Below are 20,915 nucleotides of genomic sequence, written 5' to 3'. Positions count from 1 at the left end.
TCGGCGAGCGAAGGCCAGACCAGGCAAAAATCAGCGAAAAGACGGAGTTTACGTTTTGTACATGAGCACTTTGAGCTGATTTTTAACGCAGTATGGCCAAGCGCAGCCATTTTTAGAGGCGGAAATAGGCCGCCTGATACGGCGGCAGATGTAACGTGCCACCGCTCACCTCGTACTGGAAACCATGTTCCTGCAGCGCTTCGCGAATCTCGGGCAGGGCGGCGGTCTGTGGTTGTCCGGTGAGATTGAACACGCACAGCAGCTTGTCGCTGCCCCGCTCGCGGGTGAATGCGACCAGCGCTTCGCCCAGTTCGAGCAGCTCCATGTCGCCGTCGAACAGCGCGGGGTGCTGGTGGCGGAAGCGCAGCAGGCGACGGGTGGCGTTGAGCATCGACTCGGGATCCTCCTGCTGGCGTGCCACCGACAGTGGCAGGTGCGGTTCGGCTACCGGCAGCCACGGTTCGATGGTCGAGAAGCCCGCCAGCGGGGTGTCGTCCCACGGCATCGGGGTGCGGCAGCCATCGCGGCCCTTGAAGTCGGGCCACAGCGGCAGGCCATAGGGGTCCTGGATGCGCTCGAAGGGCACGTCGGCCTCGGGCAGGCCGAGCTCCTCGCCCTGGTAGAGGCAGACGCTGCCGCGCAGCGAGAACAGTAGCGCCAGCGCCACGCGCGGGTAGGCGAAGGCGCACTCCTCGCTGCCCCAGCGGGTGGCGCTGCGCACCACGTCGTGGTTGGACAGCGCCCAGCACGGCCAGGCGTCGCCGGCGAACTGCTGGAAGCGCTGCAGCACGCCGCGGATGTAGTCCGGCGAGCGCGGCGAGTTGAGCAGGTCGAAGGTATAGGCCATGTGCAGCTTGTCGCCGCCCGAGGTGTACTCGGCCATTCGCTCCAGCGGCGTGTCGTCGCCGATCTCGCCCACCGTGGTGGTACCGGGATACTCGTCCATCAGCGCGCGCAGCTCGCGCAGGAAGTCGACGTTTTCGGGTCGGCTGATGTCGTATACGTGGCGCTGCCAGGTATAGGGGTTCTCCTTGGGCGCGCCCATGGTGCGGGTGGCATCGATGGTCAGCGCCGGGTTGCTGCGCAGGTGCTGGTCGTGGAAGTAGAAGTTCACCGTGTCGAGGCGGAAGCCGTCGACGCCCAGCTCCAGCCAGAAGCGCATGTTGTCGAGCTGGGCGGCGCGCACCTCGGGATTGTGGAAGTTGAGGTCCGGCTGGCTCGACAGGAAGTTATGCAGATAGTACTGCTGGCGCCGGCTGTCGAAGGTCCACGCTGGCCCGCCGAAGATCGACAGCCAGTTGTTGGGCGGCGTGCCGTCAGGGTTGGGGTCGGCCCATACAAACCACTCGGCCCGCGGGTTGTCGCGGTTCATGCGGCTCTCCTGGAACCAGGGATGCTGGTCCGAGGTGTGGCTGATGACCTGGTCGATGATCACCTTGAGACCGAGCGCATGGGCGCGTTCCAGCAGCCGCTTGAAATCGTCGAGCGTGCCGAACAGCGGATCGACGCCGCGATAGTCGCTGATGTCGTAGCCGAAGTCGCGCATCGGTGAGGTGAAGAAGGGCGACAGCCAGATGCCATCCACGCCGAGCGAGGCGACGTACTCGAGTCGCTCGGTCACTCCGGGCAGGTCGCCGACACCGTCGCCGTTGCTGTCCATGAAGCTGCGCGGGTAGATCTGGTAGATGACGCCGCCGCGCCACCAGAAGGTGTTGTCTTGCATGGGTTTCCCTTGTTCAAGCCTCGATTGGTGCAGTGTTCGTCAGGTGCGAGTCGGCGTGGACAGTGATGCTCGCACCGGGTTCAATCTTTCTGGCTCATCCCTTCACGGCGCCTGCTGTCAGCCCCGAGACGATGCGGCGCTGGAAGATGATCACCAGGATGACCAGCGGCACCGTGACCACCACCGAGGCGGCCATGATCGGTGCCCAGGGTAGCTCGTAGGCACTGCCGCCCGAGAGCAGGGCGATGGCCACAGGCACGGTGCGCTGGCTGTCGGTCAGGGTGAAAGTCAGGGCGAAGAGGAACTCGTTCCAGGCGGCGATGAAGGCGAGCAGCCCGGTGGTCGCCATGGCCGGCCACATCAATGGCAGGAACACCTTGGTGATGGTCACCCAGGGCGTGGCGCCGTCCATGATCGCGGCCTCTTCGAGTTCCAGGGGCAGCTGGCGCATGAAGGTGGTCAACACCCATACCGTGAAGGGCAGCGTGAAGATGGTGTAGCTCAGGATCAGCCCGCCCGGGTTGTTGTAGAGGTTGAGCGCGCGAATCACCTCGAACAGCCCTGACAGCACCGCCACCTGTGGAAACATCGATACCCCCAGGATTACCAGCAGTACCGTGGTGCGGCCGCGAAAGCGCACCCTGCCCAAGGCATAGGAGGCGGTAATGCCGAGCAGCAGGGCGATGAACACCACGCTGGTGGCGACCACCACCGAATTGAAGATCGCCTGAAGGAAACTGCGCTGGGAGAAGATCTGCAGGTAATTGGCCAGCGTCGCTCGGGTCGGCCACAGTTCGACGCGGAACAGATCGCCGGAGGGGGTGAAGGAGGTCTTGATCGCGTAGTAGAACGGAAACACCGCCATCACCACGACCAGCGCCACCAGCAGCCAGAAGCCGAGGCGTGCGGTAAGTTTGGAAAGCTGGCGCGAGGTCATCATTCACCTCCCAGTTGCAGTTGCTTGCGGCCCAGATAGAGGTAGGCGATGGTCGCCAGGGCGATGATCAGGAACAGCAGCGTGGAAGCGGCGCTGCCGTAGCCCACGTCCTGGAATTCCACCAGCTGTTGGCGGGCGTAGATCGACATCGACATGGTGCTGGTGGAGTTGGAGGTCAGCACGTAGATGACGTCGAACACGCGCAGTGCGTCGAGCAGGCGGAAGATTACCGCCACCATCAGAGCGGGAGTGATCAGCGGTAGGGTGACGCGAAAGAACACCTTAACGGGATGGATGCCGTCGACCTCGGCGGCCTCGTAGCAATCCTTGGGCAGCATCTGCAGCGCGGCCAGCACCAGCAGGGCGACGAACGGTGTGGTCTTCCACACGTCGACCATGATCACCGCCCACATCGAGTAGCGGGCATCGGCGGTCCAGGCGATGGGGCTGTCGATCAGGCCCACGCCCATGAGCAGGTGGTTGATGATGCCGAACTGGTCGTTGAGCATCCACGCCCACATCTGTGCCGAGACGATGGTGGGAATCGCCCAGGGAATCAGCACCGCGGCCCGCACCAGGGTGCGCCCCTTGAACTCAGCGTTGAGGATCAGTGCCACGACGACCCCGAAGACAACCTCCAGCGAGACCGAGACCACCGAGAAGTAGACGGTATTCCATACCGCCCGCCACCAGATGGGATCGGCCAGCACGCCGAACCAGCGACCGTCGTCGTAGACCAGGTAGTTTTCCAGGCCGATGAACAGCGTATCGCTAAGGTCGGAGAGCGAGGCGTCGGTCAGGCTGAAGTAGAAGGTGCGCAGTAGCGGCCAGCCGGCCACCATGGCCAGCGTCACCAGCATCGGTGCCAGGAAATACCAGGCGGCGCGTACCCGTTGGCGGCGTACCTTGGTGCTGCGATAGGTGGCCGGCAGGGGGCGCGCCGGGATCGGCGCGCTTTCTGTCACGGGAGTCGACATCTAAGGCTCCAGGTTTACCAGTTGCGGCGCTTGAGTCGGGTCAGCTCGCGGTCGAGATCGCTGACCGCCTCTTCGCCGCTCTTGTTGCCGGAGAGCACGTCGTGGGTGGCGCTGAAGAAGGCATTGCTGACGCGGCCGTAGGCGTCGCCGGTGGGGGCCGAGGGGCGTGCCACGGCGTTGACGAAGGTGTCGTAGAGCTCACCAAAGAAGGGCACCGCCGCGAGCACCTCATCGTCCTGGTAGAGCGACTCGAGGGTCGGGTTGTAGGCACCCTCGATGGCGCGGCGCTTCTGCTCCTGCTCACCGGCGAGGAAGGCCACCAGCTCGGCGGCAAGCTCGGCGTTCTCGCTGTAGCGCGACACCGCCAGGTTCCAGCCGCCCAGGGTCGCAGCGCTGCTGCCTTCACCGCTATGAGGAAGCTGGGTCACGCCCACCTTGCCGCGCACCTCGCTACCTTCGCTTTGGGCCAGCGCCCAGGCGTAGGGCCAGTTACGCATGAACACGGCGTTGCCGCCCTGGAATACGCCGCGGGCTTCCTCCTCGGTGTAATTGAGCACGCCGCTGGGCGAGATGTCGCCGATCCAGGAGGCGGCCAGATCGAGCGCGGCGGCAGCCTCCGAGTTGCCGATGGTGACCTCGCCGTCGGCATCGACGATGGTGCCGCCACCGTGGCTAGCCACCCACTCCAGGGCATTGCAGGTCAGGCCTTCGTAGGCACGGCCCTGGAAGACGAAACCGTGCATGCGGTCGTTGCCCGCCTCGCGTTCGGCGTTCTGGATCTCGCGGGCGATCTCGGTCAACTCTTCCCAGGTTTCGGGAGCCTCATGACCGTACTGCTCGAGCAGGTCGGCACGGTAGTAGAGTACCCCGGCGTCGGTGAACCAGGGCATGGCTACCAGGCGACCGTCGATGGTGTTGTTCTCGATGATGGCCGAGAAATGCCCCTCTCCCGCGTCGTCTCCCAGTACTTCGCGCAGGTCGAGCAGGTGATTGGCTAGCAGGCCCGGCCACACCACGTCGATCTGCATGATGTCGATATCGGTGGAGTTGGCGGAAAGAATCTGCTGGTAGAGCGAGAGACGTTCGGTGGAGGAGTTGGGGGTCGAGACCACGTCGACGCTATGGCCGGTTTGCTCCTCCCAGGCCCGTACGCCCTGCTGGCAGAGCTGAAGCTCGGCACCCACCGCACCGCAGGAGATGGTCAGGTCGGCGGCCTGGGCGTGGCCGAGGCTGGCGGCTCCTGCCACGACGAGGGTTGAGATCAACGACTTCTTGAACATGAAGAGTATCCTTGTCGGCTTGTTGTTATGGCTGGCTGCTGAACGAGCTTAAACGATTAAGTTCGTATGGCGCTCAGTTAGCCGTTTCTGCTCGACGAGTTCAACCTAGACTTTCGGCTAATCAGGGTGTGTGTCCTGGCACTACCTGAGCATAGCCCAGCCAGGTTTTTTCTCATCAGGGCGGCAGCGGTCAGAGCGAAAGGAAGAACAGGGTCAAGGGCGGCGACAACAGCGAGAGGATGAAGCCGCTGACCACGGCGATGGGCACGCAGGCCACGCCGCCGTGTTGCTGGATCACTGGTAGGGTGAAATCCATCGAGGTGGCGCCACCGTAGCCGATGGCCAGTGGCGCGTGGCGCCTGATGAGCAAGGGGATCAGGATGAAGGCAAGCAGCTCCCGGGTGAGGTCGTTGAAGAAAGCCACGCCGCCAAGCACCGGACCCAATTGATCGCCCACCAGGATCGCTGAGAGCGAATACCAGCCAAAGCCGGATGCCAGCGCCAGGCCCTCGTTCCAGCTCAGTGCCAGCAGGGGGGCGGCGAGCAGACCGCCGATCAGGGAGCTGATCGCCAGGGTCGTGGCAATGGCCAGCCCGTGACGGTTGAGCAGGATCTGCTTCAGTGGCATGCCCGAGTTGCGCAGCTGGCAGCCGATCAGTGCCAGCAGCACATAGAGCACCCATTCGGCCCATTGCTCGGCATGCTGGAAGATGACATCGCCACCCAGCCAGGCGAGCGCGAGCCCGAGCAGTATGCCGCCCGCCACCACGGCTACCAGGGAGAGCGAGCCGAGCAATGCCGCCAGCTTGGTGGTGGGGGCGTCCTTCACCACGGGTGATGAGCCCATGCGCAGCCCCAGGCGACGTGACAGCCACCACAGGGCGGCGAGATTACAGGCGGTGATCACCGCGAACAGCTGCATGGCCTGCCCGCCCATACGTGACAATTCGCGGCTGAGTTCGTCGAGCCCCGCCAGGCCGATGCCCATCAGCAGCAGGATGACGTAGACCGAGGCATTGACGCCGCGGTTGATGACGCTCATCACGCCGGCGTGGCGTACCGGCACCAGATAACCCAGCAGCAGCGGCAGCAGTACGATCAAAAGCCCCGAGAGCATCGCGGTTCCTTCGTTGGAGCCGCCCAGGCCAGGGCGGCGAAAACCGCTAACTCTACCAGCGTTTGGCTCGTTGCGCTGTGCTGGCGCCGTCAATAGGTGTTCAATGGCCCTCAGAGGTCAGCGAAGTAAGGGTGAGACGACTCTTGCGTTCGCCGTCGCGGTGATAATCCACCGCCAGCAGCAGCCCCGGATACTGCGGATGGAAGTGGAACAGCATCTTGCGCTCGGGAGTTTCCGGGTCGTTCACTTCGACCTTGATCGCCTCGAACTCGCCGGCAGGCAGGGTCAACGCTTGCGTTCCCAGCAGTCGATAGTCGAGCGTCTCCTCGCGACCACGATGATCCTGGTAGACGAGGCGGCAGACAGTGTCTTCGCAGCCACCGTTCGAGGCGCGGCGCGAGAGTTCGACCAGCGCCGCCTGACGGTCGGGCAGCCCGGAAAGCTCACTGCTGCCCAGGCGGTAGTTGCCGCCCACGCCCAACAGCGAGTAGCCGCTGGAGTAGTTCACCGAGCGCACGCCCTCCGGGGTGACGATGAAGCGGCTGCTTTCGTTGCCGCGGGCCACGGCAATCGCGGCCTGCATGCGGCTCTGCCAGTGTCCGCTCTCGCGGCTCAACCGGTGATCGATGGTGGCGTTGGGCCAGCCTTTGACCTCCAGCCGATAGCTGGCATTGAACGGCTGCAGGAGGGCTTGGGGCTCCGGCACCGCCGCCAGCGCCATGGCGGGGAGCCAGGCCAGCAGCAGACAGGTGAGGCAGCCGAGAGCGTGTCGGGGTCGGTTCATGGCGAAAGCACCGCTTGACTGAGAGGCGACAGTCCCTGTGAGCCCTGGCCGTGCGTATCGGTTCCCCAGTGCACGGTTGTTTCTTGTTTGCGCTTGGTCAGGAGGCCGCCAGCCGCTGGAGAGTTTCGCTCAGTACGACCGGGTACTCGGTGCTGCTCGTCGGTGGCTCCAGGCGTCGCAACCCTTCGGGCAATCGGGGTAGGGTCTGTTCGACCCGCTCGCGTGCCTGGTCGGCCGCGGCCATATGGGTGGTGTTGAGTTTGCCGCCACGCACCAGTGGCACCAGCAGCGGTTCGGCGTCGTCGAACATTTCATCGCGTCGGGCGATCACGTCGCCGATGTAGTGGCCGGCGTCGCCCTGGCGCCGGAACAGCTGCTTTCGCCCCGGCAGATTGACCTTGCCCGTGGAGTGTTTGACGCGCGGTATACCAGCATATTCCACCAATTTGTAGGAGAGGTCGATCGCTGGAGAATCGGCCGAAACGCCCATCCGTGTGCCAACACCGAAGGCATCGATGGGCGCCCCTTCCTCAAGGAGTCTTGCGATCTTGAACTCATCGAGCCCGCTGCTGGCGACGATCTTTATCCGCTCGTGGCCGGCCTCGTCGAGCAGCGCCCGGCAGTCTCGGGCGAGTTCGCCGAGATCGCCGGAGTCGAGCCGTATGGCGTCGACGCGCAGTTCCGGCTCATCGCGCAGCAGCGCGATGACCTGACGCACGCCGTCGAGCGTGTCGTGGGTGTCCACCAGCAGCGTAGTACCAGGGTAGTGGCGGGCGAAGGCGCGAAAGGCTTCGGTCTCGCTGTCGTGGGCCAGGATGTAGCTATGAGCCATGGTGCCGCTCAGCGGCAGGTCGTGGCGTAGCCCGCCCAGTACGTTGCTGGTGCCGGCCAGACCCGCTGCACGGTAGGCGCGCACACCGCGCACGGCGGCGTCGATGCCATGCATGCGGCGCAGGCCGAAGTCGATCACCGGGCGGCCGCGGGCTGCCAACACGATGCGCACGGCCTTGGAGGCCAGCACCGTCTCGAGCTGTACCAGGTTCATGATCAGGCTTTCTATCAGTTGCGCCTCGGCAATCGGTGCGTCGACTTCCAGTAGCGGCTCGTTGGGAAACACCGGGGTGCCTTCTGCCAGGGTCCAGATATCTCCGGTGAAGCGCCACTCGGCCAGCCAGTCGAGGAAGGCACTATCGAATCGTCCCATCCCGTCGAGGCACTCCAAGGCGGCAGGCGTGAAACGTATCCGGCTGGCAAGAGCCGCGGCGTACTGCTGGCCACAGGCAAGCATGAAGCGCCGCGACGAGGGCATCTTGCGAAAGAACAGGCTGAAGGTGGCTCGCTCGGTCATTGCCTCCTTCCAATAGGCCTGCAGCATGGTCAACTGGTACAGATCGGTCAGCAGCGCCAATTCGCTATCTGCCACCTGCACGGGGCCAGGCTCGCTCATTGTCGAATCTCGACTCCGGCAGCCTGGAGTTCACGGTGGCAGTGGCCGCGTGAATCCGGGGCGACGGGCATGGTCAGGGCATCGAGCACGATGACCTCGAAGCCCTCGCGACGGGCCTCGAGTGCGGTGGCCCGGACGCACACGTCCATCGCCAACCCGCAGACCGCAACGCGGGCGATGCCACGCTCGCGCAGATAGCCGGCGAGGCCGGTGCCGTCGAAAGCGGAATAGGCGTCGGTATCGAAGGCGGTGGCCTTGCTCACGCGCACGGTGTCGTCGGGAAGCTTCAACTGCGGGTGAAAGGCCGCGCCGGGGGTGTCCTGCACGCAGTGCACCGGCCATTGGCCGCCGCGGTGAGTGAAGCTCATGTGATCGATGGGGTGCCAGTCGCGGGAAGCCACGACCAGCGCACCTTCGCGACGTGCTGCCTCTATTTCGAGATTGATGCCTGTGACCAGGGCATCGCCGCCTTTTACCGGGAGCGCACCACCTTCACAGAAGTCGTTCTGCATGTCCACGACCAGCAGCGCGGTATCCGGGCCGTAGTCCACATGACGCATGACGAACCTCCAATGATTGGGAAAGGGTATCTATCAGCGTATGCCCTTCGCAACTCTCGTTGTAGTAGTGATGCAAGCCGTTTCCGCTTATGTCGGCAGGCATCGGGGAGGAGGCCTCATGCAGAGCCGCAGAAACCATGACGCCGATCAGCGTTTTCGCCGACGAACGTTCCGGCGGGTTCAAGATTTTCCGTGCCCGGCCGAAGTAGCGTTAGGCCGACGGATATCACAACAACAACGGCATGCTACGCCAGCCACGTCACGACCTTCGATATCACTGAGCTCGGCAGGGTTCCTATCATGCAAAATCTTCTTCACCGCATCCCGGTGTCACGCAAGTTCATGCTGGCGCTGGCACTCCCTCTTTGCATCATCGTCTGGCTGGCCGGTGTCGGCATCATGGAGCGGCAACGCCTGGCCAATGACATGCAGCAGGTCGATCGTTTCACCGAACTGTCCGCCCGTCTGGGTGGCCTGGTGCATGAACTCCAGGTCGAGCGCGGTCTCTCGGTCGGCTTCCTCGGTAGCCGGGGAGAGAACTTCGGCGATCGACTCGTTGCCCAGCGCACCAGCGTCGACGAACAATTGGCGACCTACCGTACCGCTTGGGAGGGGATAGATCTCAGCGGAGACCCCGAGATTGGCCAACGTCTGGAGGAGGTCGAGTCGCTGTTGGCCGCGATTGCCGGCATGCGCCGCGAGGTGGACGCCCTCGGTATCGCGGACCTGGATGCGCTCGAGTACTACACCGACATCAACTCGCGTCTGGCAGAGGTCGTAGGCCGACTGAACGCGCTCGGCAACGCCGGCTCGTTGACCCGCAGCCTGGGTGCCTATTACGCCTTGCTGGAAATCAAGGAGACCGCCGGCATCGAGCGTGCACTGCTGGCCAGTGCCTTTGCCGCCAATCGCATGTCGCCGGATGTCTACTACCGTTTCCTGAGGCTGCTGGGGGAGGAAGAGGCGTTCGAAGAGAGCTTCACGGTGCTGGCCGATGCCGACATGGCGGCGCGTTACCGTACCGCTACCGCGGAGCACGAGACACATGGCAGCCTGTACATGATGCGCCAGATTGCCATGCGCCAGGGCATCGATGGGGGGTATGGCGTTCGCCCCGAGCGTTGGTTCGAAGCCCAGACCGGCAAGCTCGAGCGTCTGCGCGGCGTCGAACTCGCCCTGGCTGATTACGTGAAAACGCGGGCTGCCGCGCAGGCGAGCGAAGCGCGGTTGGGCCTCTGGACATTCGCCGGCCTGGCGGCATTGGCCATCGCGGTGTCAGTGCTTCTCTCCTTTGTGCTGGTACGCACCATGGTGGTGCCGCTGCGCCGAGCCCTGGGCCAGATCGAAGCGCGCGGCGGCGATCTCACTCAGCGATTGGCCGAGCCCGGCAGCGATGAACTGTCTCAGCTCTATCGCGCCTTCAACACCTCCACCGCCGACATGGAAGCGCTAGTGGCTGCGATCCAGCAGGGCGCGCGCGGTGTCGGTTCGGCCAGCGGCGAGATCGCCCAGGGCAACGAGGACCTGGCGAGCCGAACCGAAGAGCAGTCCTCCTCGCTGGTGGAAACCGCCACCAGCATGGAGCAGATGACATCCACCGTACGTCAATCGGCCGACAATGCGCGCCAGGCCAATGCCATGAGCGAGCAGGCCGTCACCCAGGCCGAGCAGGCCAGCCGGGTCGCCGAGGAAGCGCGCCAGGCCATGCGGCAGATCTTTGAGGCCAACCGCCAGGTCACTGCCATCGTCGAAGCCATCGACGGCATAGCCTTTCAAACCAATCTGCTGGCGCTCAACGCCTCAGTGGAGGCGGCCAGGGCCGGCGAGCATGGCCGTGGCTTCGCCGTGGTTGCTGGTGAGGTGCGCAAGCTGGCCAGCCGTAGCGCCGAAGAGGCCGAACGCATTCGTCAGTTGATCGACAATACTACCCAGCGAGTGGAAACCGGCAATGGATTGGTGGGGCAGACCTCGGAAGCGCTCACGGCAATTTCCCGTGACGTGCGCCAGGTCGCCGACCTGGTGGCGGAGATCTCGTCGGCCAGCGATGAGCAGTCGGCGGGTATCGAGCAGATCAACCAGGCCGTGAGCCAATTGGAGGCCACCACGCAGCAGAATGCGGCGCTGGTGGAGCAGGTAGCGACCGCGAGCCGTTCGCTCGACGACCAGGCCGGCGAGATGTCCAGGCTGATCGAACGCTTTCGTGTCAGCGAGGTCCTGGAGCGCGAGCGGATCGAAGTGGCGGACGTCGCAGCGCTCGACTACCGCAAGACCAAGCGACTGCCACAGCCGGCGTAAAGTGACGAAGATGGGCTGACGGCGGGCTAGGTCTGCCGCCAGCGTATCGGGCAGAGCCAGGACTTCAATAACCCGCTTCGGGGTCGACGGTTTCCACTTTCTCGCCGGCCTCGAAGGCACGGATCGTCTCGACCACCTGGTCGACGGCGTCGAGCAGCGGCGTTGGCCCGGCCATGTGGGGCGTCACCCAGATGCGCGGATGGCGCCATAGTGGGCTGTCTGCGGGCAGCGGCTCCTCGGGGAAGGCATCGAGGATGGCGCCACGCAGGCGGCCTTCCTGCTCGCCTTCCCCCAGCGCTTCGAGCAGTGCCGCCTCATCGATCAGGCTGCCTCGGCCGGGATTGATCAGGCTGGCACCCTCGGGCAGGGCGGCCAGTGCCTTGGCATCGATGATGTGACGAGTCGAATTCGTGCCCGGCAGCAGCACCACCAAGGTGTGCACTTGACCCAGCAGTTCGGCCAGGCCTTCGTCGCCATGATGGCAGGTGATGTCATCGAGCGACTTGGGCGAGCGGCTCCAGCCATGCACGGGGAAACCATCGGCGGCGATCATGGCCGCCACCTTGGCGCCGATGGCGCCGAGGCCCAGTACGCCCACCGGCCAGTCGCGCTTGTCGGTGACGGTGTGCTCACGCCATTCGCGCTGAGTCTGCTGGCGTTGATAGCGATCGAAGTCGCGTTGGAAGTGAAGTATGCCGTAGCGCACGTAGTCGCCGATCAGCTCACCCATGCCGGCATCGCGCAGCTTGACGATGGGAACGTCCCGGGGGAGGGCGGGGTTGCTCAGCAGGGCATCGACGCCAGCGCCCAGGTTGACGATTCCCTTGAGGCGGGTCTGTTCGGCGAGCAGTGCCTCGGGCGGTTTCCATGCCGCCAGGTAATCCGCGTCCCGGCGCTTGTCGGAAGGGTCGGCGGCGGTGACGATCTCGGCGCCGGGCAGGCGTTGGGCCAGGGCGTCGCGCCAAGCCTCGATGTCGTTGATGTGCAGCAGTACGCGCATGGCGGCTCCTGTCGTTGGCGAATGTTCAGCACTCAGCGTATCAATAGACGATCTGCATCATGGGTGGGGGGCCTCGTCGAGCAACACGGCCAGGCGCTTGAGACCTTCCTCGAGGCGGGCAATGTCCTGCTCGGCGCCGAGGCTCACGCGGATGCGTCGTGGCGGTGGGGTCTGTTCCACCATGAACGGCACCGCCGTAGTGATCGCGAGCCCCTCCTGCTCGGCCTGCTGCTGCAGCTCCTCGGCGCGCCAGGCGTCGGGCAGCGATATCCATACGTGCAGGCTGGTGGGGCGTGACTCCAGCGCGTGGTGCCCCAGCAGGCGCCGGGTGAGTTGCTGACGTTCGCCGATCAGCGTGCGCTGCTCGGCGGCCATGGCTTCGACGGTACCGTCGGCCAGCCAGCGATCGGCGATCTCGAAGACCAGCGGGGTCGCCATCCAGGTGGTGGCTCGCATACGTGGCAACACATGATGCAATTGCCCGCGTGGCACGGTGAGATAACCGGCGCGCAGTCCCGGCACGGTCACCTTGGTCAGGCTGGTGACGTGGAAGCTGAGCTGCGGAATACGTGACGCGACCGGCGTGAAGCCCGGCGCCTCCAGCAGCGCATGAACGTCGTCCTCGATCAGCCACACTCGGTGACGAGCCAGCACCTCGGCCACGGCATCGCGGCGGGCCTCGCTCATGGTCGCCCCGGTAGGGTTCAGTTGGGTTGGGGTCAGGTAGAGTGCGCGCGGCTTGAAACGCTGGCAGGCCAGCTCGAGGGCCTCGGGTATTATGCCTTCGGCGTCGATGGCGATGCCACGCAATTGAAAGCCCAAGGTGCGCGACAGGGCGATCAGACCGTGGTCGGTCAGTGCCTCGGTCAACACCAGGTCCCCGTGTTGCACCACGCTGGAAATTGCCAGCATCAAGCCATGAGCGGCCCCGTTGCAGAGAACGCGGTCGTCCATCTCGCCGGGCACGTGGAGGCGGGACTGGAGCCAGACGCTGGCACGCTCGCGCTGGTGGGCGAGCCCGGCGATCGGACGGCAGGCGCTGATCACTTCGGGGCTGGCCTGCTCGGCCAGCTCCGCCAGCGCCTGGCGAAAGCGCAGGTGATGGCTGGGCGGACAGACCGGATGAGCGATCGAGAGATCGATGAGGGGGCTCTCGTGGCGGGTCTCGTGGCCGCGCAAATAGGCCGACTCCTTGGCATCGTCTAGTGCATTGATCCAGGTGCCGCTGCCCACCCGGGCCTGTACCAGGCCCATTTTCTCAGCCTGGGCATAGGCGCGCGAGACGGTCTGCACGCTCACGCCCAGGCTCTCGGCGAGCTGCCGATGAGGAGGCAGGCGCGTGCCGGGGACGAGCTCTCCCTGGCGCACCGCTTCCGACAGTGCGCGAGCGATGGCCAGGTACTTGGGCCCCGTATCCGAGAGATACGGAGTCAGATCAATTGCCATGATTCAATAAAGCCTTTGACCGCCAACCAAGGGGTGATGCTACTATCAGCTTAGCGGCATTGACCCGACATTGTCATGCTTTTGCCTAGGTGAGATCAGGACAATTCGACGCTGGCTCCTCCTGGCCGGCAATGACCGACTATCCGATGGCCCGGTCCTCTTCCTCGTGGAAGCAGGGCCGGTTCTTGGTGATGCTTTTGGCGAGTGCCCAATGACTCAGGTATCCCTGTCCTTCACTCGTGAGGAATATGCAAGCCGCCTATGGAAGGTGCGGGCCGAAATGGCCAGTCGGGGGATCGACGTGCTGGTGATCAGCGATCCCTCCAATATGGCCTGGCTGACCGGCTACGATGGCTGGTCGTTCTATGTCCACCAGTGCGTGCTGGTGGGGCTCGAGGGAGAGCCGGTGTGGTACGGGCGTCGCATGGACGCCAACGGGGCACTGCGTACCTGCTGGATCGATCCCGACAACATCACCTACTACCCCGACTACTACGTCCAGAATCCGGACATGCACCCGATGGACTACCTGGCCCAGTCGATCATGCCCGATCGCGGCTGGCATCAAGGGGTGGTGGGGCTGGAGATGGACAACTATTACTTCTCGGCCAAGGCATACCAGAGTTTGCTGCGCGAACTCCCGCACGCCCGCTTCATGGACGCCAACTCTCTGGTCAACTGGTGCCGCGCGATCAAATCGCCGCAGGAGATTGCCTACATGCGTATCGCCGGCAAGATCGTCGAGGGCATGCATTCACGCATTCTCGAGGTGATCGAGCCGGGGCTGCCCAAGAGCAAGCTGGTCTCCGAAATCTACCGCGTCGGTATCGAGGGCTGCGTCGACGAGCATGGCAAGGTGTATGGCGGCGACTATCCCGCCATCGTGCCGATGCTGCCCACCGGCAAGGATGCTGCCGCCCCGCACCTGACCTGGGACGACACGCCCTTCCGCGAGGGTGAGGGCACTTTCTTCGAGATCGCCGGCGTGTTCAAGCGCTATCACGCACCGATGTCGCGTACCGTGTTCCTCGGCCGGCCGCCCCGGGACTTCGTGCGTGCCGAATCGGCCCTGCTCGAAGGGATCGAGAACGGCCTGGCCGTGGCCAAGCCCGGCAACCGCACCGCCGACATCGCCATGGCGCTGGGCGCGGCGATGGACAAGTACGGCTTCGACCGTGGCGGTGCGCGCTGCGGCTACCCCATCGGTATCAGTTACCCGCCGGACTGGGGCGAGCGCACCATGAGCCTGCGCCCCTCCGACGAGACCATCCTGGAGCCAGGCATGACCTTTCACTTCATGCCCGGCCTGTGGCAGGACGACTGGGGGCTCGAGATCACCGAAAGCATCCTGATTACCGAAACCGGCTGCGAGACGCTGGCCAGCTTCCCACGCCAGCTGTTCGTCAAGTAAGGAGAGCCAAGATGAGCAAACGACCCAGCCCGATCAGCGCTACCGTCGATTTCGATGCCGATGGCGTCCAGCACGGTTTCCTCAAGCTGCCGATCTCCACTGACGAATCGGCCTGGGGCGCGGTGATGATCCCTGTCACCGTGGTCAAGAACGGCGAGGGCCCCACCGCGCTGCTCACCGGCGGTAACCATGGCGACGAATACGAGGGCATCACCGCGTTGATGAAGCTTTCGAGCGAGCTTCGCGCCGAGCAGGTGCGGGGCCGCGTGATCATCGTGCCGATGATGAACATGCCGGCAGCCATGGCCGGCAAGCGGACTTCACCGATGGATGGCGGCAACCTCAACCGCAGCTTTCCCGGAGACCCCGACGGCACGGTGACCGAGAAGATCGCCGACTACTTCACCCGGGTCATGACGCCGATGTGCGACGTGGTACTCGATCTCCACTCCGGCGGTCGCACGCTGGACATCATCCCCTTCGGTGCCTCCCACGTGCTCGACGACCCCGAGCAGCAGCGTCAGGCGCTGGAAGGGGCCAAGGCGTTCGGTGCGCCCTACGCGATGATGATGTTCGAGCTTGACGCCGCGGCGCTGTTCGATACCGCGGTGGAGAGTCAGGGCAAGATATTCGTCGCCACCGAGCTGGGTGGCGGCGGCACCTCGACACCCGAGAGTCTGGCCATCACCGAGCGTGGCGTGCGCAATTTCCTGATTCACTTCGGCCTCATCGAGGGCAAAGTGGAGATGCCCGCCGAGCCTCAGGTCTATCTCGACATGCCCGATGCCAGCTGCTACGTGCAGAGCGAGCATAGTGGCCTGCTCGAGCTGACCCAGGCACTGGGCGACAGGGTGGAGAAGGGACAGGTCATCGCCAGGGTCTACGACATGACCCGCAGCGGTGTGGCGCCGGTCGAGTACCGCGCCGGCCGCGACGGTATCCTGGCGGCGCGACGCTTCCCCGCGCTGGTCAACATGGGCGACACCATCGCCGTGATCGCCGACGTCGTCGATACCCTCGGCTGATTCGAGCCGCGTGCCAATAACAAGTGAGAACGATGAAGCTCGATAGATACGACCTGAAGATTCTCGAGATCCTGTCCCGCGACGGACGCATCACCAAGTCGAAGCTGGCCGAGGCGATCAACCTCTCGGTCAGCCCCTGCTGGGAGCGGGTGCGGCGCTTGGAGAAGGCCGGCATCATCGAGGGTTACAGCGCGCGCATCAATCCCGATGCGCTGGTCAAGCGCACGCCGGTGTGGGTGCAGATCGAGCTCAAGCAGCACAACGCCGAGAGCTTCGCCCGCTTCGAGGCGCTGGTTCACGACACTCCTGAGGTCACCGAATGCGTGGCGGTGGGCGGCGGGGTCGACTACCTGATGAAGGTCGAAGCCGACTCCGTCGATGCCTACCAGCGCCTCGTCGACGAGTGGCTGACTTCCGAGGTCGGCATCGAGCGCTACTTCACCTACATCGTGACCAAGACGGTCAAGCGCCCCGCCTCCGGCCTGGAGCGGGGCGACTTCCACGCCTGAGAGGTTGCGGGTCGACTGATTGCCGTTGGCGGCGCCGAGCTATTTTTTCGCCTTCCAGGTGTTCAGCCAGGCTTGGAAGCGGTTTCGTTTCGCCGAGATGGCGCCGCCAGCGGCATTCAGGCTGCCCTCCACGCCTTCCCATACCGGGTCGAGCCGGTTACGCCGGAAGCGACGCCAGCGCAGGTAGACGTACCCTGCGAATGCGGCCAGCACTACCATGAACAGGTTGGTGAACCAATTGAAGGGCTTGTCCTCGGGTCCATCCACCGGAGTGACGGAGATGGCGTTGGGGAATATCGACAGGAAAATGTTGCGCCAACCGAAGTGCATGATGGCGACCCACTTGGGGTCGGCCTTGGTGGAGATCAGGTCGCTGGCTTCGGTGTAAAGGTTCGCAGTGTCGAACTTGAAGTAGGGTGGCCATCCCCAGCCGGTATCCTCGTTGCGGTAGACGATGGTACGGCCGTTGGGGCGCACCGCCTGGATGAATTGCACGTCGCGATTGGCGAGCCGGCGCGACTGCTCGTCCGGATCCGCCCAGAACATGCGTGTCCAGCTGTCGAGATCCTGGCGTTTCTCGTAGGTGTTGACGATGCGTACGACATCGTACTTGGGCAGGCTGTAATGCAGGAAAGCGGCAACGATGGTCCAGACAATCAGCCAGAACCCCCATTTCACGTAGACCATGACGGATCCTCACATGAAGTTGATGACATAGACAATGAGCAGGATGACGCTCGGCGGCAGCACATAGACCAGGTGGATCAGCTTGCGCCGAATGGAGCGGTCATAGCGCTTCATGCCCTCCCGCAGAAACGTGCCCGGATCGCCGCTTGCCCCCAGCTCCCTCCAGCGCTGCTTGAGTGCCGCGTGGTACCTGAGGCGAACGTAGAGCGCGAGGGCGTTGTAGAAGATGGCCAGAATCGCGCAGAAGGTGAGTACGAGCCTGAGGAAGGCCAGCATCTACCAACATCCTCTCGCGCTCGTTACGAGGCGCTGACCGGCGATGGGCATCATGCCAACAGCGTCTCCCCGCCAGCGTTCGGGCCGGATATGGCGTCTCTCGCCTCGGCCTTGGGTTCTTCGATCGCGCCGTGCATGTCTGGCCCATCACCGAACAGCAAGGCACGAGCACCGGCCTTGTCCATGGCATATTCGCGAGACAGCATGTTCGTCACATAGGCCCTCTTCGATTCGGACCAGCTGCGGTAGCGGCGATAGAATTCATGCTTGTGGCAGATGAAGAGTTGGCGGAAGTCCAATGGCGAAAGTTCGGCCAGCAGCATATTGACGAGATCCCTGTCGGGCGTGTTCGTCGCGCGCAGCAGGTAGAAGTAGCTCGGATGCTCCATGCCGATTCTGGGTCTTGCCCCTCGCGTCTCGGCCCAGCGAGCCATGGCGGCGAGCCCTTCGTACTCCTTGGGAAGATGCTCGGTATGCCTGGGGGCAAGACGTCGCATATCGGAGCGCGACAGGTGATCTAGAGCCACGCCCCGGTGCGCCAGGGTGGCGGCGAGGATAAAGTCCATCTTCTGACGCAATATGACAACCTCGTTGGCTCCACGAGCTTTGACGATAGGCTCGGCAAGCTGGTTGTCCTCGAGGAATCTGGCGATACCCTTGCGGTCTTCGAAACTCAGAACGCGATCGACCGGAAGTCTGCCCCGCGGTTTCTCTCCGCTCGCGATCAGCGCCGAATGCTGCACGTCGGTGAACAGGTAGAGCCCACCGAAATGAGACGTCCAGAAATTCTTCTGCTCGAATTCGGCATGCTGCAGGCGCACCGGGTTGCGTGAGATGTCTCCGGTAAGCTTCGCTGTTTCCACCATTTCGGCGATCAACGCGCCATCGAACCAGGCGTCCTGCTCGCTGAGGAAGCGCTCAATCAGACTCTCCAGGCGAGCCGAGTGGGCGATGGTGCCGCCGGTCGTATCGGCTTCGACGACGATGCGGCGGGTGTCGAACAACTGCTCGGGGGAGGAGACCTCGAGTACCGAGTTCTCCAGTTCTCCGGCCACGGCATCCGTCCCGGTAAGGGCGAACAACTGGCGTTCGTTGGTGTCGATGAACCGGCGCAGGATGTCGCGGCTGGTGGAAAACTCGGCGTTGAGCAGAGGACAATGCCTCTGCTCGGTCGAGAGCAGAATGAACTGGCGGTTCACGCCGCCATGGTTCAGGTAGTAGTGGTCCGCGAGTTCATCGCCGATCTCTGGCGAGTAGCCGGAAATGTCGATATGGAACTCGGCCAGTGCGGTACTCTTTCCTGTCAGGTGACGCAAGGCACGGTTGTAACGCTCGACCAGAACCGGCGTGTCGACATGCATGAGATTGCCGAACATGAGGCCCTTTTCGATCAGGCGCTTCATGCCGTGCGCTCCTCCAGATAACGCCGCTTGGCCTCCTCCTGACGGCTGAGCTCGCGCACCATGGTTTCTATCGCTGCATCGTCGGACTTTCCGGCATAGCGGAACTCACTGTCGGCGTAGCGGTTGATCTCCTGAAGCACCATCTCTGTGGTGATGGGTACCCTCAGTTCAGCGATCATTGCCGTCTTGGTAGCGTAATCCTTGAACAGGAACAGCTCGGGATTTTCCATCCATTCGTCCGGCAGCTCGAAATCCATCGAGCGTACCTTTACGGCGTCGGTGATGTTCTTGACGGCACGTCCGGTGAAGCGCTCGTCGGCTTCCTGAATCGCCTTCAGATAGCTGCCGAGCTTGGCGATGGTGTCGAGTTCGCCGACCCGGGAATGCACGCGGTCGAAGACGGCCAGCAGCATGTCTTCCTGCGGGCGGTTATGCGACTCGAAGGAACGCGCGACGGCTTGCTTGATCTCCTGGGCGGCATACAGGTCGTGTTCGCCCAACGGAATCTCGTGGTTGCCGCCAAGTAACAGATGCAGGACATCAATATAGTCCTCTCGTGTCTGGGGACCGTCCACCAGGAAGCGGGCGCCCGACCGCTGGCGCAGGGCGTCGTCCACGTTCTCGGGATAGTTGGAGAACATGCCGAAGGTGCAGTTGCCTCGTACCAGGGTATTGGCACCGGCAAAGGCATCCATGAGCACGGCGGTGACCTCTTGCTGGCCGGCCGACGACTGGCGGTCACCGCGCTTCCCCGCGATTTGATCAATATCATCCACGGTGCCGAAACCGATTACGCCAGGGTCCATCAGCGCGTTGATGAACGCCTTGGCGTTCTGGCCGGACTTGCCCTGATAGCTGTCGATGTTGTCAATACCAAAGTTCTGGTAGCGAAAGGGATAGCCCGCCACCTGGCAATACTCGTGTAACAAGCCCGCCATCATTTGAATGAGGGTGGTCTTGCCCGTTCCCGGCTTGCCGTCGCCCATGAAGGTGAAGATGAACCCGCCCATCTCGGCGAAGGGGTTCAGGCGCCGTTCGAAATCATAGGCCATCAGCATCTTGGCCAGGCGCAGCGCTTGATACTTGGCGATATGGTTACCGACCACCTCATGAGGCTTCTTGAAGGTCATGGTGAGCGTGGAGGACTTTGCCTTGGTTGCCGGCTCGAAGCCGCGCAGGGTCAGGTCATCGGCTTCGATGCGCCATACCACATCGGAAAAGGACGCGAGTCGAGGTGCGTTCTGCGCGCGTAGAGTGACCCTCTCCATGACCTGCTCGGCAAAGGCGGCCAGGGTGGCGATCAGTCGTGCATCGTCATGGGCATGTATCGCGAGTTTCTGGTCGAGCTCCCAGAGCGTTCCATGCAGCGCAAGCTGAGCGTTGTCGGTCAGCACTTCCTCGACCTCGCCGACCTCGACCTGGACCTCGCTGGCATGAGGGGCAAGCAGGAAGGCAGTGGCGTTGCCAAACACGTGCAGCACGGCCAAGGCTTCAGCGGCCAGCAGCTCCGTGAACTCGGCCCGGCGGCTGGCATTCAGGGTGCCGGCCAGGTTGGCGCGCTTCAGTTCGGCCAGGCCCGAGCTGGAAGAGAAGGCGTCGCCGACGGCCAGGGCGATGGCAAGCGCTCGACGCAGCTGATGCTGCACGGTGGCCTGCAGCGGTGACACGAGAGGCTCGTCGGCATCGGTGGATTCGATCCGCCTGCGGAGATGGACGCCATCGGGACGAGCCGTTGAGCGAGTCACCAGGCCCGGTGTCGTGGAGCGCAGACGGCGCATACGGGCAATCCCGGGCGAGCGCTCGGGTTCCGTCAGGGCATCGGTCTCCTGGGGGTGGGCGATTCGCGGCGTATGATCGAAGCCCTCGAGCATGGACATGGCGGTGCCGTAGTGCTTGCGGATCTCCTCTTCGCGAAGCTCCATCTGGTCGCTGGTAATACTCATGACATTCTCTCTCGTGGGCGTTCCTGCCCAATGATGTAAATCCGGCTCACTCAGTCCCGCGTGCCACGGGCAAACATCAGGAAGCCGCTCTCACT

General features: G+C 63.7%; 18 protein-coding genes. 4 read left to right on the top strand and 14 right to left on the bottom strand.

Going from position 1 to position 20,915, the window contains the following annotated elements; translation table 11 throughout:
• Positions 1-112: 112 nt before the first annotated feature.
• The 8 genes from EKK97_RS17965 to EKK97_RS17930 all read right to left on the bottom strand — a co-directional run bounded on the left by EKK97_RS17965 (position 113) and on the right by EKK97_RS17930 (position 8,825).
• The gene (locus EKK97_RS17965; RefSeq protein ID WP_159553973.1) at positions 113-1,723 is read right to left on the bottom strand and encodes an alpha-glucosidase family protein; all 1,611 of its coding nucleotides are present in this window, start codon (positions 1,721-1,723) and stop codon (positions 113-115) included.
• Positions 1,724-1,817: 94 nt separating this feature from the next.
• On the bottom strand, positions 1,818-2,660 hold the full coding sequence (locus EKK97_RS17960; protein ID WP_159553971.1) for a carbohydrate ABC transporter permease: 843 nt from the start codon (positions 2,658-2,660) through the stop codon (positions 1,818-1,820).
• Positions 2,660-3,637, bottom strand: a complete 978-nt coding sequence (locus tag EKK97_RS17955; protein ID WP_159553968.1) for a carbohydrate ABC transporter permease — start codon at positions 3,635-3,637, stop codon at positions 2,660-2,662. The genes EKK97_RS17960 and EKK97_RS17955 overlap by 1 nt, the downstream gene beginning before the upstream one ends.
• Positions 3,638-3,651: 14 nt before the next feature.
• On the bottom strand, positions 3,652-4,917 hold the full coding sequence (locus tag EKK97_RS17950) for an ABC transporter substrate-binding protein (protein WP_159553966.1): 1,266 nt from the start codon (positions 4,915-4,917) through the stop codon (positions 3,652-3,654).
• Positions 4,918-5,107: 190 nt separating this feature from the next.
• Complete coding sequence (locus tag EKK97_RS17945) at positions 5,108-6,034, bottom strand: LysO family transporter (RefSeq protein ID WP_159553964.1); 927 nt, start codon at positions 6,032-6,034, stop codon at positions 5,108-5,110.
• A gap of 100 nt (positions 6,035-6,134) precedes the next feature.
• The gene (locus tag EKK97_RS17940) at positions 6,135-6,818 is read right to left on the bottom strand and encodes a hypothetical protein (RefSeq protein ID WP_159553962.1); all 684 of its coding nucleotides are present in this window, start codon (positions 6,816-6,818) and stop codon (positions 6,135-6,137) included.
• Between the two features lie 97 nt (positions 6,819-6,915).
• Positions 6,916-8,265 carry a nicotinate phosphoribosyltransferase gene (locus EKK97_RS17935; RefSeq protein WP_159553960.1) on the bottom strand — a complete coding sequence of 450 codons (1,350 nt, stop codon included), beginning with the start codon at positions 8,263-8,265 and terminating at the stop codon, positions 6,916-6,918.
• Positions 8,262-8,825, bottom strand: coding sequence for a nicotinamidase (locus tag EKK97_RS17930; RefSeq protein ID WP_159553958.1), 564 nt, complete (start codon positions 8,823-8,825; stop codon positions 8,262-8,264). The genes EKK97_RS17935 and EKK97_RS17930 overlap by 4 nt, the downstream gene beginning before the upstream one ends.
• Positions 8,826-9,125: 300 nt before the next feature.
• Here EKK97_RS17930 and EKK97_RS17925 point away from each other — a divergent pair, with 300 nt between their 5' ends.
• A complete protein-coding gene (locus EKK97_RS17925; protein WP_234286743.1) occupies positions 9,126-11,120 on the top strand; it encodes a methyl-accepting chemotaxis protein in 1,995 nt (664 codons plus the stop codon).
• Positions 11,121-11,184: 64 nt separating this feature from the next.
• Here EKK97_RS17925 and EKK97_RS17920 read toward each other — a convergent pair whose 3' ends face one another.
• Together EKK97_RS17920 and ehuR are read right to left on the bottom strand one after the other, a co-directional pair.
• A complete protein-coding gene (locus tag EKK97_RS17920; RefSeq protein WP_159553956.1) occupies positions 11,185-12,120 on the bottom strand; it encodes a 2-hydroxyacid dehydrogenase in 936 nt (311 codons plus the stop codon).
• A 57-nt stretch (positions 12,121-12,177) separates the two neighbouring features.
• Positions 12,178-13,566, bottom strand: coding sequence for a MocR-like ectoine utilization transcription factor EhuR (gene ehuR / locus EKK97_RS17915; protein ID WP_159553954.1), 1,389 nt, complete (start codon positions 13,564-13,566; stop codon positions 12,178-12,180).
• A gap of 211 nt (positions 13,567-13,777) precedes the next feature.
• Here ehuR and doeA point away from each other — a divergent pair, with 211 nt between their 5' ends.
• From doeA to EKK97_RS17900, 3 genes are read left to right on the top strand one after another with little or no spacing between them, the layout of a single operon-like run.
• Entirely contained in the window at positions 13,778-14,977 is a 1,200-nt protein-coding gene (gene doeA / locus EKK97_RS17910; RefSeq protein WP_159553952.1) for an ectoine hydrolase DoeA, read from the top strand.
• Between the two features lie 11 nt (positions 14,978-14,988).
• Positions 14,989-16,002 carry a N(2)-acetyl-L-2,4-diaminobutanoate deacetylase DoeB gene (gene doeB / locus EKK97_RS17905; RefSeq protein ID WP_159553950.1) on the top strand — a complete coding sequence of 338 codons (1,014 nt, stop codon included), beginning with the start codon at positions 14,989-14,991 and terminating at the stop codon, positions 16,000-16,002.
• Positions 16,003-16,034: 32 nt separating this feature from the next.
• Positions 16,035-16,511, top strand: a complete 477-nt coding sequence (locus tag EKK97_RS17900) for an Lrp/AsnC family transcriptional regulator (protein ID WP_159553948.1) — start codon at positions 16,035-16,037, stop codon at positions 16,509-16,511.
• Between the two features lie 39 nt (positions 16,512-16,550).
• Here the strand turns inward: EKK97_RS17900 and EKK97_RS17895 are convergent, their stop codons facing one another.
• The 4 genes from EKK97_RS17895 to EKK97_RS17880 are packed head-to-tail and all read right to left on the bottom strand — an operon-like array spanning position 16,551 to position 20,820.
• Complete coding sequence (locus EKK97_RS17895; protein ID WP_159553946.1) at positions 16,551-17,198, bottom strand: DUF1523 family protein; 648 nt, start codon at positions 17,196-17,198, stop codon at positions 16,551-16,553.
• A 9-nt stretch (positions 17,199-17,207) separates the two neighbouring features.
• Positions 17,208-17,474, bottom strand: coding sequence for a hypothetical protein (locus tag EKK97_RS17890; protein ID WP_159553944.1), 267 nt, complete (start codon positions 17,472-17,474; stop codon positions 17,208-17,210).
• 50 nt (positions 17,475-17,524) lie between these two features.
• Positions 17,525-18,877, bottom strand: a complete 1,353-nt coding sequence (locus tag EKK97_RS17885) for a DUF6638 family protein (protein WP_159553942.1) — start codon at positions 18,875-18,877, stop codon at positions 17,525-17,527.
• Entirely contained in the window at positions 18,874-20,820 is a 1,947-nt protein-coding gene (locus EKK97_RS17880) for an AAA family ATPase (RefSeq protein WP_159553940.1), read from the bottom strand. The genes EKK97_RS17885 and EKK97_RS17880 overlap by 4 nt, the downstream gene beginning before the upstream one ends.
• Between the last annotated feature and the right edge of the window lie 95 nt (positions 20,821-20,915).

Origin of the sequence: Billgrantia tianxiuensis (assembly GCF_009834345.1) — a bacterium.
GTDB classification, from domain to species: Bacteria; Pseudomonadota; Gammaproteobacteria; order Pseudomonadales; family Halomonadaceae; genus Halomonas; species Halomonas tianxiuensis.
Note: the sequence above shows the minus strand (reverse complement) of the source record. Positions and strands in the feature narration are given on the sequence as shown.

Bases quoted from the DNA above. Each gene is read 5' to 3' on its own strand.
- EKK97_RS17930 (WP_159553958.1), bottom strand. From the start codon at position 8,825: ATGCGTCATGTGGACTACGGCCCGGATACCGCGCTGCTGGTCGTGGAC.
- EKK97_RS17900 (WP_159553948.1), top strand. From the start codon at position 16,035: ATGAAGCTCGATAGATACGACCTGAAGATTCTCGAGATCCTGTCCCGC.
- EKK97_RS17880 (WP_159553940.1), bottom strand. From the start codon at position 20,820: ATGAGTATTACCAGCGACCAGATGGAGCTTCGCGAAGAGGAGATCCGC.
- ehuR (WP_159553954.1), bottom strand. From the start codon at position 13,566: ATGGCAATTGATCTGACTCCGTATCTCTCGGATACGGGGCCCAAGTAC.
- EKK97_RS17960 (WP_159553971.1), bottom strand. From the start codon at position 2,660: ATGACCTCGCGCCAGCTTTCCAAACTTACCGCACGCCTCGGCTTCTGG.
- EKK97_RS17965 (WP_159553973.1), bottom strand. From the start codon at position 1,723: ATGCAAGACAACACCTTCTGGTGGCGCGGCGGCGTCATCTACCAGATC.
- EKK97_RS17940 (WP_159553962.1), bottom strand. From the start codon at position 6,818: ATGAACCGACCCCGACACGCTCTCGGCTGCCTCACCTGTCTGCTGCTG.
- EKK97_RS17945 (WP_159553964.1), bottom strand. From the start codon at position 6,034: ATGCTCTCGGGGCTTTTGATCGTACTGCTGCCGCTGCTGCTGGGTTAT.
- EKK97_RS17920 (WP_159553956.1), bottom strand. From the start codon at position 12,120: ATGCGCGTACTGCTGCACATCAACGACATCGAGGCTTGGCGCGACGCC.
- doeA (WP_159553952.1), top strand. From the start codon at position 13,778: ATGACTCAGGTATCCCTGTCCTTCACTCGTGAGGAATATGCAAGCCGC.
- EKK97_RS17955 (WP_159553968.1), bottom strand. From the start codon at position 3,637: ATGTCGACTCCCGTGACAGAAAGCGCGCCGATCCCGGCGCGCCCCCTG.
- EKK97_RS17935 (WP_159553960.1), bottom strand. From the start codon at position 8,265: ATGAGCGAGCCTGGCCCCGTGCAGGTGGCAGATAGCGAATTGGCGCTG.
- EKK97_RS17895 (WP_159553946.1), bottom strand. From the start codon at position 17,198: ATGGTCTACGTGAAATGGGGGTTCTGGCTGATTGTCTGGACCATCGTT.
- EKK97_RS17885 (WP_159553942.1), bottom strand. From the start codon at position 18,877: ATGAAGCGCCTGATCGAAAAGGGCCTCATGTTCGGCAATCTCATGCAT.
- EKK97_RS17950 (WP_159553966.1), bottom strand. From the start codon at position 4,917: ATGTTCAAGAAGTCGTTGATCTCAACCCTCGTCGTGGCAGGAGCCGCC.
- EKK97_RS17925 (WP_234286743.1), top strand. From the start codon at position 9,126: ATGCAAAATCTTCTTCACCGCATCCCGGTGTCACGCAAGTTCATGCTG.
- doeB (WP_159553950.1), top strand. From the start codon at position 14,989: ATGAGCAAACGACCCAGCCCGATCAGCGCTACCGTCGATTTCGATGCC.
- EKK97_RS17890 (WP_159553944.1), bottom strand. From the start codon at position 17,474: ATGCTGGCCTTCCTCAGGCTCGTACTCACCTTCTGCGCGATTCTGGCC.